The sequence below is a fragment of the Vibrio nomapromontoriensis genome, from assembly GCF_050337205.1.
Classification (GTDB): Bacteria; Pseudomonadota; Gammaproteobacteria; order Enterobacterales; family Vibrionaceae; genus Vibrio; species Vibrio nomapromontoriensis.
Genome location: NZ_JAKJSS010000006.1, coordinates 140,428 through 154,718, shown reverse-complemented (window position 1 = coordinate 154,718; position 14,291 = coordinate 140,428). Strand labels below are relative to the sequence as shown.

The following is a 14,291-nucleotide window of genomic DNA, read 5'->3' as shown; positions in this document are numbered from 1 at the left end:
TGATCATTCAAGATGATCATATCAATGCAGCAATAACGCTCTACACTGTCTTAATAATCAACTCTGTCTTTTATAATAAACTATGTATATAGGTCGGTTATGTATATAGGTCGATTCGCGCCCTCTCCATCGGGACCATTGCACTTTGGCTCCCTAGTTGCCGCACTGGGCAGTTACTTTCAAGCCAAAGCTCAATCAGGCCAATGGCTCGTCCGTATCGAAGATATTGACCCACCACGTGAAGTTGCTGGCGCTGCCTCTCTTATTCTAAAGACGTTAGAAGCGTATCAATTAGTTTGGGATGGCGACGTGCTGTACCAAAGCTCACGTCTTGCAGCCTACCAGCAGCAAGTTGATCAATGGTTGTCATCAGACGATGCCTACTTTTGTGAATGCACTCGTCGACAAATCAAAGAAACACACGGCTTTTATCAAGGCACATGTCGCCACAAAGGCTTAATGGCATCAGGCAACCAGGCGGTTCGCTTGAAAGTGACCCATCCAATTAGTACATTTGATGACCAACGCTACGGCTCGCTCGCTATTCCTGCAGGTTTAGTACACGAAGACTTTATCATTAAACGTAGAGATGGGCTGTTTGCCTATAACTTAGCGGTAGTACTCGATGATATCTATCAAGGGATAACCGAAGTGGTCCGAGGCGCAGATTTAATAGAGCCTACAGGGCGACAAATTAGTCTCTACAAAACGCTCGGTGTGATGCCGGTGAGTTACCTACACTTACCCCTTGCTATTGACGATAGCGGCAATAAACTGTCCAAACAGAATCATGCTGCCGGTATAGATTTAACCAATCCCGTGCCAACTTTAATGAATGCGATGCGCTTTCTTGGTTTCTCTTTAGATGACCATATGGCAGGCGCTACACCAGCAGAACTCCTAAAATGGGGAGTGGAAAATTGGCACTTGCAACAGCTATCCGATGCGCTCAAGATTAAACCGCCATTCTCAAATGATGCACTCTAGGCTATCATAAGCGGCAAAATTCAAGCGACAGGAACGAAACGTGACGGATGAGCCGTCATTTTTTCTCACCTAAACTGCGTTAAGATTATGAATAAAACTGAAAATTCCAAAAATGTTCACGAGGTTTATGGTGACATTGCACTGCATGTCTATTCTCGCGAAGAGCACACTGTCTCGCGTCAGAAAATCAGTGATAATGCGCTAAAAGTACTCTATCGACTACACAATGCTGGCTATGAAGCCTATCTTGTGGGCGGTGGTGTGCGTGATCTCTTGCTTGGCGAACAACCAAAAGACTTTGATATCGCCACCAATGCGACACCAGAGCAGATTAAAACCCTATTCCGTAACTGCCGTTTAATTGGCCGCCGCTTCAGACTCGCCCACATCATGTTTGGCCGAGATATCATTGAAGTCGCGACGTTCCGTGGCCACCATCAGGAACAAGAGAAGAACGTTTCTCAACAAAGTAAAGATGGTATGTTACTGCGCGACAATGTCTACGGCAGTATTGACGAAGATGCAGAGCGTCGTGATTTCTCAATCAACGCGATGTACTACAATATCGGTGACTATTCGATTCACGATTATGCCGGTGGCATTGAAGATCTTGAAGACCGCATCATTCGCCTTATTGGGGAACCTGAAGTCCGTTACCGTGAAGATCCGGTGCGTATGCTTCGTGCCACCCGCTTTGCCGCGAAACTCGATTTTGATATCGAAGAAGATACGGCAGCGCCAATTGAAGAATTGGCGCCACTGTTACGTGATATTCCATCAGCACGACTTTATGAAGAGTCGCTCAAGCTGCTGCAAGCAGGCTGTGGTCTAGAAACGTATCACTTGATGCGCGAATACAACCTATTCCAACAGCTGTTCCCGATTATTGCTCCGCACCTAACACCGGACTATGCATCGAACACTGAGCAGATGTTAGATCTGGTACTCGACGCTACCGATCAGCGCATCGAAGAAGGCAAGCGAGTCAATCCAGCATTCATGTTTGCCGCCATGCTTTGGTATCCAATGATGGAACATGCCGTCAAGCTTATGGCGAGCCAAAACCTGTCTGACTATGACGCGGTAATGGAAGCCAGCAATATCATTTTGGATGAGCAGGTTAAATCAACCGCGATTCCAAGACGCCACACGGCTACTATTCGTGAAATATGGCAGTTACAGCTTCGTCTACCACGCCGCACAGGTAAACGTGCATACCGCCTAATGGAATTGAATAAATTCCGCGCTGGTTATGACTTCCTGGAAATGCGCGGGGAGATCGAAGGTGGTGAAGTTGCGGAACTGGCCAGTTGGTGGAATACATTCCAAACCGCAGGCCGCAATATGCGCCAAGCGATGGTGAATGATTTAGGTGGAACGTCAACCAAGTCAGGTAATCGACGTCGCCGCAGCCCTAAGAGCAAAAAGCCAAAGAGCAGCCAATGATCACTTGTTATATTGCGATCGGCAGCAATCTGTCCGATCCCGTAGCACAAGCTTTGGATGCGATGGAAGCGCTAAAGTCACTGCCCAAGAGTTCGGTCATTCAATGCTCGTCACTCTACAGTAGCACACCTATGGGGCCGGCAAATCAACCTGACTACATCAATGCTGTCGTTAAAATACAAACCGAGTTAACGCCGCTTGAACTACTTGATTGCACCCAAGCAATTGAATTGGAGCAAGGGCGAGTCCGTAAAGATGAGCGATGGGGGCCGAGAACACTCGACCTTGATCTTATTCTTTACGGCAATGAGGTGATCGATTCCGAGCGTTTAACCATTCCTCACTATGGAATGAAAGAGAGAGAGTTTGTGCTCTATCCGCTTGCTGAAATCACACCTAATTTACAACTCCCTGATGGGACTGAGCTCACGAGTTTGCTTAAGCAAGTCGATCGTAATGGGCTGAGCGTTTGGCAATCATAGCCAACGCCCAAATAAGGATAAAAAATGAAAAAAATCACCATCAACGACCTAATCAAGTGGAAGCAAGAAGGTCGAAAGTTTGCTACATCAACTGCATACGATGCTAGCTTTGCAGGGCTATTTGAAAGCCAAAACATGCCAGTATTGCTCGTTGGCGATTCTTTAGGCATGGTATTACAAGGCAAGACCGATACTTTACCGGTAACGGTTGAAGATATCGCTTACCACACTCGCTGTGTTCGTGCTGGTAGCCCGAATTGCTTACTGATGGCTGATATGCCATTTATGAGCTACGCCACACCTGAGCAAGCCTGTCAGAACGCCGCTCAATTGATGCAAGCAGGCGCTAACATGGTAAAGATAGAGGGCGGCGAATGGTTAATCGACACAGTAAGAATGTTGACTGAACGAGCTGTACCCGTCTGTGCACACTTAGGTCTAACACCACAAAGTGTCAATATTTTTGGTGGTTATAAAGTACAAGGTCGCGACCAAAAGAATGCTGACCAAATGGTACGTGACGCGTTAGCGTTGCAAGAAGCGGGCGCACAAATCGTCTTGCTAGAATGTGTGCCACAAGACTTGGCTAAACGTATTACAGAGGCGTTAGATGTCCCTGTTATTGGTATCGGTGCTGGTAATGTTACCGATGGACAAATTCTTGTGATGCACGACATGTTCGGTATTTCTGCTAACTATATGCCAAAGTTCTCAAAAGACTTCCTAGCCGAAACCGGTGACATGCGTCTCGCCATTGCTAAATATATTGCTGACGTGGAAAGTGCCACTTTCCCTGATGACGCTCATACGATTGCCTAGGGGGAATCATGCATACTTTTGCTGATATCGCAGAGTTAAGAGAACAAGTCGCGCAATTTAAACGTGAGCAGCGTCGAATTGCATTTGTTCCAACCATGGGTAACCTTCATGAAGGTCACTTGACGTTAGTGCGCAAAGCGCGTGAGCAAGCCGATATCGTGGTGGCAAGTATTTTTGTCAATCCGATGCAGTTTGAGCGCGCAGATGATCTCAACAATTACCCTCGTACTCTAGAAGAGGATTTGAGTAAGCTGAGTGCTGAAGGAGTGGACATAGTGTTCACGCCGACGCCTGAGATCATGTATCCACACGGTTTAGATAAGCAGACCTTTGTCGAAGTCCCTGGCATCTCTTCGATGCTAGAAGGGGCGTCTCGCCCAGGTCACTTCCGTGGTGTATCCACTATCGTGGCAAAGCTGTTCAACATCGTTCAACCTGATGTGGCCTGCTTCGGTGAAAAAGATTATCAGCAACTCGCGCTCATTCGCCAGATGGTCAATGATCTTGCGATGAATATTGAAATCATCGGCGTACCTACCGTCCGTGAGATGGATGGTCTTGCCATGAGTTCTCGTAACGGCTATCTAACCATGGATGAACGCCAACGTGCGCCAGTTCTTGCGAAAACGATGCGTTGGATCAGCAGTGCGATCCGTGGTGGAAGAGATGATTACGCTTCTATTATCGAAGACGCGAACGACCAATTGCGCGCCGCAGACTTACAACCAGATGAGATATTCATCCGTGATGCACAAAGCCTGCAAGTCATTAGTGAAGAATCCACTCAAGCGGTGATTTTGATGTCAGCTTACCTAGGTCAAGCTCGATTAATTGATAACCAGGTGCTGGACTTAGCCCAAAACAGCAATGAATCCGATGCTGATCCAGCGGCTTAGTGCTTAGTGCTTAGTGCTTAAAATAAAATAAAATAAAATAAAAAAACGCTCACATATTGTGAGCGTTTTTTTATTGATGCTTCGTACGAGCGACTCGCACTAATCGCCATTGCTAAACTTTGAATGACTTAATCTTACCGTCTAACTCAGCGGCATTACTCTCCATCATCTCTGACGTTTCTAGCAATTCAGTAACCACAACAACCGATGCTTCAACTAGCTCTCTTACGTTGGTGAGGTTTTGATTCATCTCTTCCGCAACACTACTTTGTTGTCCTGCTGCCGTCGCGATTTGGAAGTTCATATCATTAATCTGATTCACTTGATTCACAATGCCGTCCAGTTCACTTCCAGCATTGGTAACCAGCTCCACGCCATCGGCTGCTTCAACGACACTTTTTTCCATTAGTTCAACCGCAGAATTCGCACTCGACTGAAGATGAGAAATCATCTCTTGGATTTCGACCGTCGCTTGCTGAGTGCGCTGTGCTAAATTGCGTACTTCGTCAGCAACCACAGCAAAACCACGCCCTGCCTCACCGGCACGCGCCGCTTCAATCGCTGCATTTAACGCCAATAGGTTCGTCTGCTCAGAGATACCTTGAATCGTACCGACAACGCTACCAATAGACTCGACTCGCTCCTCTACTTGATTCACCGCAGCAGCAGAAGCTGAGATATCATTAGATAACTCATTCATTTTAGTTACTGTACCTTGCACAAAGCGCTGGCCAGTTTCCGCCTGTCCTGACGCCTGCTCTGTTAATTGCGACGCATTCTGCGCATGATCTGCAACCGTTTGTACTGTTGAGGTCATTTCACTCATGGCTGTCGCCAGTTGGTCAATTTCCTGAAACTCTTCTTGAGCCGACTCTTTCGTTTCAGACATACTCAAGGTCATAATTTCGGTCAATGATGATAATTCCTGAGACGTCGCGACTTGAGTTTTGATTACATCTTGCAATTGAATTCGGGTACGCTCTAATTCTCTAGCGACGTCGCCATATTCATCTTTGCAATCCATATTAATTGGCACAGTCAGATCTTTATCTGCCATACGCTTGATAGCAAGGTTTAGATATTGAGTCTGTTTTAACATTGTTTTAGCGGCGAAAAGTAATAACGTGACGAACACCACGATCATAGCGACCGTTTGCCAAACCACCTGCACTAAATACGCTTCATAGTGCTCTTGCGCTATCGCCACATTCTGTGTCGCAGCCAAAAGAGAATCGTAAAACGTACTTGCATCCCAAAGTTGCTTTCCAATTAGAAGCAAGGTGCTAAATACCATTAACATCAACATCTTCGGTACGAGTCGAACATCGGTGATGAGTCGCTCCCAGGGCTTAAATGCCAGTGTTGTCATTATTCGTTCTCCATTATTTATTATATAGTTAGAGTATCCCTCTAACATTGACGCCAACATGACTCAATCACAAACGTGTTTCTCTTCGAGCCAAGTCACGCATGCAATAAAACTATTTAATTCGAGCCTCGTATGAAAGATGATGATATCAAAACTGAAACTAAGCCATTGAGTCTATTGTCACTTTTCTTGTCATTTATGGCATTAATTGTGATATCCGCCCTCCTTTTTGCACCCATTAGTGCAAGCGGTCGTACCATTCTTATCGGCCTAGACTTTATTATCTGTAGTTTATTTATACTGCAACTTACTGTGGATCTGATCCGCTCCACAGATCGTATGCAATATATGAAAACGCACTGGATTGATTTTATCGCTAGTATCCCGCTCATCGAACCACTGCGTTTCGCTCGACTATTTCATATCTTCCGCGTTATCTTAGTCATCCGTTCTGGTGAGGCGATTCTTAAACAACTCGCACGCAACCGACATGAAACAACACTCGTGTCGATTCTACTGGTACTGATTGTATTAATTACCGCAGGAGCAGGGATGATGCTTTTGGCGGAAAGCTCGGATCCGCGCGCTAATATCACCCATATCGGCGATGCTGTTTGGTGGGCGTTTGTCACTGTCTCGACCGTTGGCTACGGTGATCATTATCCGGTCACCGCTTTTGGAAAGGTTCTCGCCGCTGGCATCATTATTTGTGGCGTGGGACTATTTGGTATGACATCTGGCCTAATCACCTCTTTGCTTTCTTCTCCAAGCTCCTCAGAAGAACGCCGCTCCAAGCACACCGAAGTCCAATTGCAGAAAATACTCAACCAGCAAGAGGTGATTATGCATCGCATCAATCAAATAGAACATAAACTAGAACGTCGGGATAAATAAAAAGAGAGGCCGCTAAGGGCCTCTCTTTCTGATACCAGGGTTATCGCTGTTAATGACACACCTTGATGTGTCATGTGTAATTATGGCTGCCAGTAAGGTTCAACTTCCATACTAATCTGTCTGGTTTGCTCCATCGCATGTAAGATTGAGCTTTCCTGACGACTGAGCCAACGACCAAGCTGCTCTTTTTCATCCCCTTCTAGGCGCTCAATCAGCGCCTCTAAGAGCTCTAACATCAACAGGTCATCAATGCCTTGTAGTAAATCTGCCCACGGCAGCCTGAAGCTATTACGCTCTTCTACGTCGAATAGGATGGCAAAGCCTACACCGGAGTATAGATTACGCATTAATCGATATTGCTGTTCGAGGTAATCTTGACGCGTCAGCATTTTTTCTACGGGAAAGGCTTCAACTAATTCAGCCCAAGTTCGAGAAAGCTGATTCACAGCAAAAGACTTAATCGGTTGTTGCATTTTTTCACGAGCTTTTTCATCTAGGAACGGTTGCCAACCCCTTGATAAAATCCAGCGACTAAGATCAAGTAATAGGCCTGCATAACGAGCTGAATGAATCAGTTTCAGCGTTTCTTCTCGATCTGGAAGCTCCGCTTGCGTGTCTTTAAGTTCTGATACTAAGAATTTACGTGCATCAAGCTTTCTTAATACATGCCCTTTATCTTCCAGTAACCCTTCTAAGTGATCATAACGCTTGAGCCATGTTAACTCTTCTTCAAGCCACTTCAGCTCTTGACGCACTATTGCACTCGCACGGCGTGGAACAATGCCACCATAGACCGTCAGAATTTGGCGAATCAAGCTAATCGAATGGCTAATCTCATGCAGCGCTTCTATCGATTCGTGCTCGGTATAAATCTGTTCGTGGTAATGCCAATGCTCTAAAGCATGTTCTAAGGAATTAATGAAGCAGGTTTCAACCGTATCCGATTCAACAGTATCAACCAGCGCCAGAGGTTTCACTTCGTCACCTTCGTAGCCTTGCGCTAAACGATAGCCACGAGCCGCTTTACTTAAATTACCAAGACGAATGCCACCAGACTCACAAAATGAACGAGCCAGCGTAAATAACGCATCGGTTTGCCCCGATTTAAGCTCAAGTTCTACTTCACAAATAGGATAACTACGCTCACCGGAAGACACGAGCCCCTGATCAAACGCCACTTCGACTTGACTACCGTCAGGCATGCCAATCAGCCACTGCTCACGGGTAAAGTCTGTTGAAAAGATGGCGATGAGTTCTGACTGCAATGTTTCAACATTTTTACCTTGTGGGTAAATGTCGAGCGGATGTAAAGTCAATTCAGGTTCATTAGAAGTGTGTTCGGCGTTAAATTCCGGACGTTGATGCAGCCCCGCTACAACTCGACCTGATGTCTTCACCGTTTGTACAAAGACATCATCAAATCGGCGAATTCGTAGGCCTATATCGTGTTGGCGCAGCCAGTTGTCTGGAGTATCGAAGTAAGTGTTTCCTAACTCACGACAACTGTGCTGAAGTACTTTTGTTTCTGAGATTTTATTTCGTAAAGTTTCTGAAAAATCAGGTGAAACAAAAAACTTCAGTTCTATCTCGGTTTCCATAGTTATACCTTTCAAGGACACTGACAACAGGATATGGTCAATTCCCAAAATCGGCAAGTGACAAATATCACCCAATTCATGATCTAAAACAGTTTAAATCAGACTTTTAATGGGTTAACATGCGCGCCTTTATAGCCATCGCTTAACATTTCACCATGATATGGTGTATGTTTATTTCAGGTTATATTTTTTAGGTTAGACAACCATGCCAGTGAATACAATTATGGGGTTATTTGCAAAGTCCCCTATTAAACCTTTGCAACGCCACGTTGTGTGCGTAACAGAATGTTGCTCACATCTTGTCAATTTCTTTGAAACCAGTTTTCAAGGCGATTGGGAGAAAGCAGCCGAGATCCGTGCGCAAATTTCTCACCTAGAGAAAGAGGCGGACGTATTAAAGCGTGAGATTCGCTTAAAGCTTCCTCGCGGCTTGTTCTTGCCTGTAGATCGTAGCGATATGCTTGAACTACTGACACAGCAAGACAAACTTGCCAACCTAGCAAAAGACATTGCAGGCCGTGTTTACGGTCGACAACTTGTCATCCCTACCCCGATGCAAGATAACTTCATCGCCTACGTAAAACGTTGTCTCGATGCCGCAAATCAAGCTCAAAAAGTGATTAATGAGTTAGATGAGCTACTAGAAACAGGGTTTAAAGGTCGTGAGGTAACACTTGTAGCCGAAATGATTCATCAGCTCGACATCATCGAAGATGATACCGACGCGATGCAGATTCAACTTCGCCAACAACTCATGGCGATTGAGCATGATCACAACCCAATTGATATCATGTTCCTTTATAAGATTCTTGAATGGATCGGTGGCATTGCAGATCAGGCTCAGCGCGTTGGTGCTCGACTTGAACTCATGCTTTCGCGGTCTTAAATCATACGTTAACTAAATAACAAAGAGCGAAATTGATATTAGGCGCTGTATACAATGCTTAAGTGTTGCCCGCGTCTTAAAACTGCTCCGCTTGTTATGAAACAAAACTAGGTATTACAATGGATATTCTTGCAAACTACGGCACTATCCTAATTATTGTTGCGGCTTTATTCGGTTTCCTAATGGCTATCGGTATTGGTGCAAATGATGTTGCCAATGCAATGGGTACTTCTGTTGGCTCTAAAGCTTTAACAGTTAAGCAAGCAATCATCATTGCGATGATCTTCGAATTTGCCGGTGCGTATCTTGCGGGCGGTGAAGTAACAGATACTATCCGTAAAGGTGTTATCGATACTTCATTGTTTGTCCATCAACCTGACGTTTTAGTCTATGGCATGATGTCTGCGCTACTTGCTGCAGGTACATGGCTATTACTCGCGTCATATATGGGTTGGCCGGTATCGACAACGCACTCAATTATCGGTGCGATCATTGGTTTCGCCTGTATTTCTGTCGGTACAGAAGCAGTGGACTGGGGCTCAGTAAAAGGTATCGTTGGTAGCTGGGTGGTAACACCTGTTATTTCCGGTTTCTTTTCCTACTTGATTTTTGTTAGTGCACAACGACTGATTTTTGATACAGAAAAACCGCTATTGAACGCTAAACGCTTTGTTCCGGTCTATATGTTCATTACCACAATGGTCATCGCACTAGTAACGATTAAAAAAGGCCTAAAGCACGTTGGTTTGCATCTTTCTAACGGTGAAGCATGGCTCTGGGCGGCGATCGTTTCGTCTGCTGTAATGGTGTCAGGCTACCTGTATATCCAACGTAAGTTTGCTAACCGTGAAGAAGACCATGGCTTTAGCGGCGTGGAAGGTATCTTCAGCGTATTAATGGTTATCACAGCTTGTGCAATGGCATTTGCACACGGCTCTAACGACGTAGCGAATGCCATTGGTCCTTTGTCTGCGGTTGTTTCTACCGTTGAGCATATGGGCGAAATTACCACAAAGAGCTCTATCGCATGGTGGATTCTTCCACTCGGTGGTTTTGGTATCGTTGTGGGTCTTGCGACCATGGGTCATAAGGTAATGGCTACTGTTGGTACTGGTATTACTGAATTAACGCCAAGCCGAGGCTTTGCAGCGCAGTTAGCAACAGCTTGTACTGTTGTTCTAGCATCAGGTACTGGCTTGCCAATCTCAACCACACAAACTTTGGTTGGTGCGGTATTAGGTGTTGGTTTTGCTCGAGGTATCGGCGCCCTTAACCTGGGTGTTGTTCGTAACATCGTCGCATCTTGGATTGTTACGCTACCTGCTGGTGCACTACTTGCTGTTGTGTTCTTCTACGCAATCCAAGCATCATTTGCTGGTTAACGCACACAAACCATAAAGTCAGGGAGATGTGAACCTCACGTCATATTTGACTCAAATGCAAATAAAGGGAGGCTAAGCCTCCCTTCTTAGTTGCACCACGTACAGAAAATTCATACTATTTGCCCATTCTTAAAAGTTTACAATTTGAGTGTGTCTGCGTAAGACAATGATCGACGCACACTATCATTAATCCCCATTGAAAGACTGAAGGGACTTATCGTGAAAAAACTGATCAGCATGATCTTAGTATCAATGTTTGTAGTACCTGCCGCATTCGCTCAGGAACGCTATATTGCCGACAAACTATTTACTTATATCCACTCTGGACCGAGCAACGAATATCGCATCGTCGGCAGCATCAATGCCGGCGACAAGGTGAAACTACTGTCGACAAATCGCAGCTCAGGCTTTTCTCAGGTGCTAGATGCACGCGGACGTAAAGGCTGGGTTGAAACTAAGTTTGTCACCGCACAAGAAAGCATGGCGGTACGTTTACCTCGTCTTGAAAAAGAACTGACTGAAGTAAAGAGTCAACTTGCAAATGCTCGTGAAACCGCAGATAGCGAACAACAAGGCTTAGCCAGTTCTTTAGATGCGCGTAACAAGCAGATTGCTGAGCTAGAGCAAAACTACTCAGATATTAATCATCAGTTAACCACGTCTCAAACAGAAATTCGTGAGTTAAGAGCTAAGCTCGATACACAAAAAGAAGACCTACTACTTAAGTACTTCATGTACGGCGGTGGTGTAGCTGGTATCGGACTGTTACTCGGCTTAATTCTGCCGCATATCATTCCACGCCGTCGCAAGAGTCCAAATGGCTGGAAATAGTATTCTAAGAATAAAAAAACCGCCTTTCGGCGGTTTTTTTTATTTCTCTATATCTTCATTTAGTCATCATTGAAATTGAATAGTGACTCCATATTGAGACCTTGCTTAATCAAAATATCTCTTAAACGACGTAGACCTTCCACCTGAATCTGGCGAACTCGCTCACGAGTCAGGCAAATCTCCCTACCCACTTCTTCTAACGTTGATGGCTCATAGCCTAACAATCCAAAACGTCGTGCTAATACTTCTTTTTGTTTCGGATTAAGCTCGTCAAGCCAGTGGATAAGCGACGCTTTAATATCATCATCTTGCGTGGACACTTCAGGATCTGAATGCATAGAGTCTGGAATAATATCTAATAACGCCTTCTCTCCATCACCGCCAATAGGCGTATCTACAGAGCTAATCCGCTCGTTAAGACGAAGCATTTTAGACACATCACTCACTGGCTTATCGAGCTGATGAGCAATTTCTTCCGCGGTGGGTTCATGGTCAAGCTTTTGAGACAACTCACGTGCGGTACGCAGATAGATGTTGAGCTCTTTGACAACATGGATTGGCAATCGAATGGTACGTGTTTGGTTCATCAAAGCACGCTCTATCGTTTGTCGAATCCACCACGTCGCATAAGTTGAGAAACGGAAACCACGTTCTGGGTCGAATTTTTCTACTGCACGAATAAGTCCTAAGTTCCCCTCTTCGATAAGGTCTAATAGTGCAAGCCCACGATTACTATAGCGACGGGAAATTTTAACAACGAGTCGAAGGTTACTTTCAATCATACGCTTACGAGCCGCTTCATCACCTTTAAGTGCACGTCTCGCATACAGAACTTCTTCTTCAGCGGTTAACAGTGGAGAGAAGCCAATTTCACCTAAGTACAATTGCGTTGCATCAAGGCTTTTGGCTGAGGCGTCAAACTGTTCTTTTTCTTCCTTTTTAACTTTTTTGTCATTATTAGCGCGAGTGTTACCCACCACTTCTAATTCGTTTTCAACGTTGAATTCTTCATTTTTGGTTACTGCATTGCTGATACCCATAGCGCCTCCCCCTGGCGAGCTAGCAAAACATGACTACCTAACTATGTCGCTAACCTATCCTGATCATGTCAATTAATATGCAAGTAGCATTGGAACGTTGTTACGGCAAATAGCGTTTTGGGTTCACCGATTTGCCTTGATAGCGGATTTCAAAGTGTAATCTGACACTGTTAGAACCTGAACTGCCCATGGTTGCGATTTTTTGTCCAGATTTAACGCTTTGTCCTTCCGATACCAATAACCGATCGTTATGGGCATAAGCACTGAGGTAACTATCATTATGTTTGACGATAACTAGGTTACCGTACCCTCTAAGTGCGTTGCCCGAATACACCACGGTTCCTCCTGCAGTGGCAACAATTGCTTGTCCTCGTTGACCAGCAATGTCGATACCTTTATTTCCTTGGTCCCCTACAGAAAAGTTCTTTATCACACGACCTTTTGTCGGCCAAACCCAACTTGATACCTTGGCAGTAGCGGCTGGTGCGGTGGTCTTAGGTTTACTCGCTGCCGTTTTTTGCTTTGCCGTATTGGGTTTTGTGTTATTAACATTTTGTTTACCTTTAGAATCACCATACTCTTTTGCTTTAGATTGTTCAACCTTCTTATTGGCTGTTTTTTGGGCACTCTTACTTGTTGAACTCGCCGGCTTTTTCGCTGCGGGTTGGGGTTTAGGGGATACAGTAGAGGCCGCTGTGGTCGCCGCTGCGGCTTCACCCGCACCTGAACCAGCATAAGAAGGTGGTGAGTACACACTCCGCCACAAATTAAGGCGATCGCCAGGATGAATCGTATAAGGAGCCTGTAAATTATTTAACCGAATCAGCTCTTTAACATCTTTATTGGTGACGTAGGAGATAAAGTACAAGGTATCCCCTTTTTGTACCTCGTAGAAACTACCTCGGTAACTTCCTCTAGAGACACTTTCGTACTTTCCTCCCAAATCTGAGACAGGCGCACGTGAGTAGCCCGTGCACCCTGCAAGCACACTCGTTAGGGATACAACCCAAACTGCTCGTCTCAACATCGTTCGCATTTACGCAAGCTCACCTGCTATCAAAGGAACAAACCTCACCAATTCAATTACTTCCGTTATAAAACTATCACCTTTACGGGTAATTTTTAATAGTTGCTGCTCATTCTCCCCAACCGGTATCACAAGTCGCCCCCCGTCGGTGAGCTGTAACAACAAAGCATCAGGCACTGACGCTGCCGCCGCGGTTACGATAATGGCATCGAAAGGTCCCTTTGCTTGCCAACCCTGCCAGCCATCACCGTGCTTGGTGGAGACGTTATAAATATCTAAACGCTTTAGACGCCGCTTCGCTTCCCATTGCAGTGCTTTAATTCGCTCAACGGAGCAAACGTGTTCAACCAACTGTGCCAATACTGCGGTCTGATAGCCTGAGCCTGTGCCAATTTCAAGCACTTTAGTCTCTCTCGTTAAGGCCAGTAATTCTGTCATTTTCGCGACAATATATGGTTGGGAGATCGTCTGCCCACTACCGATTGGCAGTGCGTTATTGTCGTATGCTTGATGAATCATCGCCTGGGATACAAACTGTTCGCGTGGCACTTGAAGAATAGCGTGTAATACGCGCTTATCTTCAATACCGTGTCCCTGTAAGAATTCAACTAATCTCGCCGCTTGCGGATTCATT

General features: G+C 45.3%; 14 protein-coding genes. 9 read left to right on the top strand and 5 right to left on the bottom strand.

What is annotated here, in order from left to right; translation table 11 throughout:
* The first annotated feature begins 99 nt into the window (after positions 1–99).
* The 5 genes from gluQRS to panC all read left to right on the top strand — a co-directional run bounded on the left by gluQRS (position 100) and on the right by panC (position 4,630).
* On the top strand, positions 100–987 hold the full coding sequence (gene gluQRS / locus L4D05_RS00905) for a tRNA glutamyl-Q(34) synthetase GluQRS (protein ID WP_428792772.1): 888 nt from the start codon (positions 100–102) through the stop codon (positions 985–987).
* 87 nt (positions 988–1,074) lie between these two features.
* Positions 1,075–2,433, top strand: a complete 1,359-nt coding sequence (gene pcnB, locus L4D05_RS00900; RefSeq protein ID WP_428792771.1) for a polynucleotide adenylyltransferase PcnB — start codon at positions 1,075–1,077, stop codon at positions 2,431–2,433.
* Positions 2,430–2,915: a 2-amino-4-hydroxy-6-hydroxymethyldihydropteridine diphosphokinase gene (folK, locus tag L4D05_RS00895; RefSeq protein ID WP_428792770.1), complete on the top strand. Its 486-nt coding sequence runs from the start codon at positions 2,430–2,432 to the stop codon at positions 2,913–2,915. The genes pcnB and folK overlap by 4 nt, the downstream gene beginning before the upstream one ends.
* Before the next feature lie 24 nt (positions 2,916–2,939).
* The gene (gene panB / locus L4D05_RS00890) at positions 2,940–3,734 is read left to right on the top strand and encodes a 3-methyl-2-oxobutanoate hydroxymethyltransferase (protein ID WP_428792769.1); all 795 of its coding nucleotides are present in this window, start codon (positions 2,940–2,942) and stop codon (positions 3,732–3,734) included.
* 8 nt (positions 3,735–3,742) lie between these two features.
* On the top strand, positions 3,743–4,630 hold the full coding sequence (gene panC, locus L4D05_RS00885; protein ID WP_428792768.1) for a pantoate--beta-alanine ligase: 888 nt from the start codon (positions 3,743–3,745) through the stop codon (positions 4,628–4,630).
* A gap of 112 nt (positions 4,631–4,742) precedes the next feature.
* On the opposite strand, the gene L4D05_RS00880 is transcribed toward panC, so the two are convergent.
* Positions 4,743–5,999 (bottom strand): methyl-accepting chemotaxis protein, encoded by a 1,257-nt coding sequence (locus tag L4D05_RS00880; protein ID WP_428750373.1) that lies wholly within the window; start codon positions 5,997–5,999, stop codon positions 4,743–4,745.
* 132 nt (positions 6,000–6,131) lie between these two features.
* On the opposite strand from L4D05_RS00880, the gene L4D05_RS00875 reads away from it, so the two are divergent.
* On the top strand, positions 6,132–6,893 hold the full coding sequence (locus L4D05_RS00875) for an ion transporter (RefSeq protein ID WP_428792767.1): 762 nt from the start codon (positions 6,132–6,134) through the stop codon (positions 6,891–6,893).
* 80 nt (positions 6,894–6,973) lie between these two features.
* Here L4D05_RS00875 and L4D05_RS00870 read toward each other — a convergent pair whose 3' ends face one another.
* Positions 6,974–8,491, bottom strand: coding sequence for a CYTH and CHAD domain-containing protein (locus L4D05_RS00870; RefSeq protein ID WP_428792766.1), 1,518 nt, complete (start codon positions 8,489–8,491; stop codon positions 6,974–6,976).
* Positions 8,492–8,696: 205 nt separating this feature from the next.
* Between L4D05_RS00870 and L4D05_RS00865 the strand changes: the two genes are divergently transcribed.
* The 3 genes from L4D05_RS00865 (at position 8,697) to L4D05_RS00855 (ending at position 11,590) form a co-directional block, all read left to right on the top strand.
* Complete coding sequence (locus L4D05_RS00865) at positions 8,697–9,377, top strand: TIGR00153 family protein (RefSeq protein ID WP_250615784.1); 681 nt, start codon at positions 8,697–8,699, stop codon at positions 9,375–9,377.
* 119 nt (positions 9,378–9,496) lie between these two features.
* Positions 9,497–10,759 carry an inorganic phosphate transporter gene (locus L4D05_RS00860; RefSeq protein WP_428792765.1) on the top strand — a complete coding sequence of 421 codons (1,263 nt, stop codon included), beginning with the start codon at positions 9,497–9,499 and terminating at the stop codon, positions 10,757–10,759.
* A 219-nt stretch (positions 10,760–10,978) separates the two neighbouring features.
* Positions 10,979–11,590 carry a TIGR04211 family SH3 domain-containing protein gene (locus L4D05_RS00855; protein WP_428750371.1) on the top strand — a complete coding sequence of 204 codons (612 nt, stop codon included), beginning with the start codon at positions 10,979–10,981 and terminating at the stop codon, positions 11,588–11,590.
* Positions 11,591–11,649: 59 nt separating this feature from the next.
* Here L4D05_RS00855 and rpoS read toward each other — a convergent pair whose 3' ends face one another.
* The 3 genes from rpoS to L4D05_RS00840 all read right to left on the bottom strand — a co-directional run bounded on the left by rpoS (position 11,650) and on the right by L4D05_RS00840 (position 14,290).
* Positions 11,650–12,630 (bottom strand): RNA polymerase sigma factor RpoS, encoded by a 981-nt coding sequence (rpoS, locus tag L4D05_RS00850; protein ID WP_428792764.1) that lies wholly within the window; start codon positions 12,628–12,630, stop codon positions 11,650–11,652.
* A gap of 100 nt (positions 12,631–12,730) precedes the next feature.
* Complete coding sequence (nlpD, locus tag L4D05_RS00845; protein ID WP_428792763.1) at positions 12,731–13,666, bottom strand: murein hydrolase activator NlpD; 936 nt, start codon at positions 13,664–13,666, stop codon at positions 12,731–12,733.
* The gene (locus L4D05_RS00840) at positions 13,667–14,290 is read right to left on the bottom strand and encodes a protein-L-isoaspartate(D-aspartate) O-methyltransferase (RefSeq protein WP_428750368.1); all 624 of its coding nucleotides are present in this window, start codon (positions 14,288–14,290) and stop codon (positions 13,667–13,669) included.
* Between the last annotated feature and the right edge of the window lies 1 nt (position 14,291).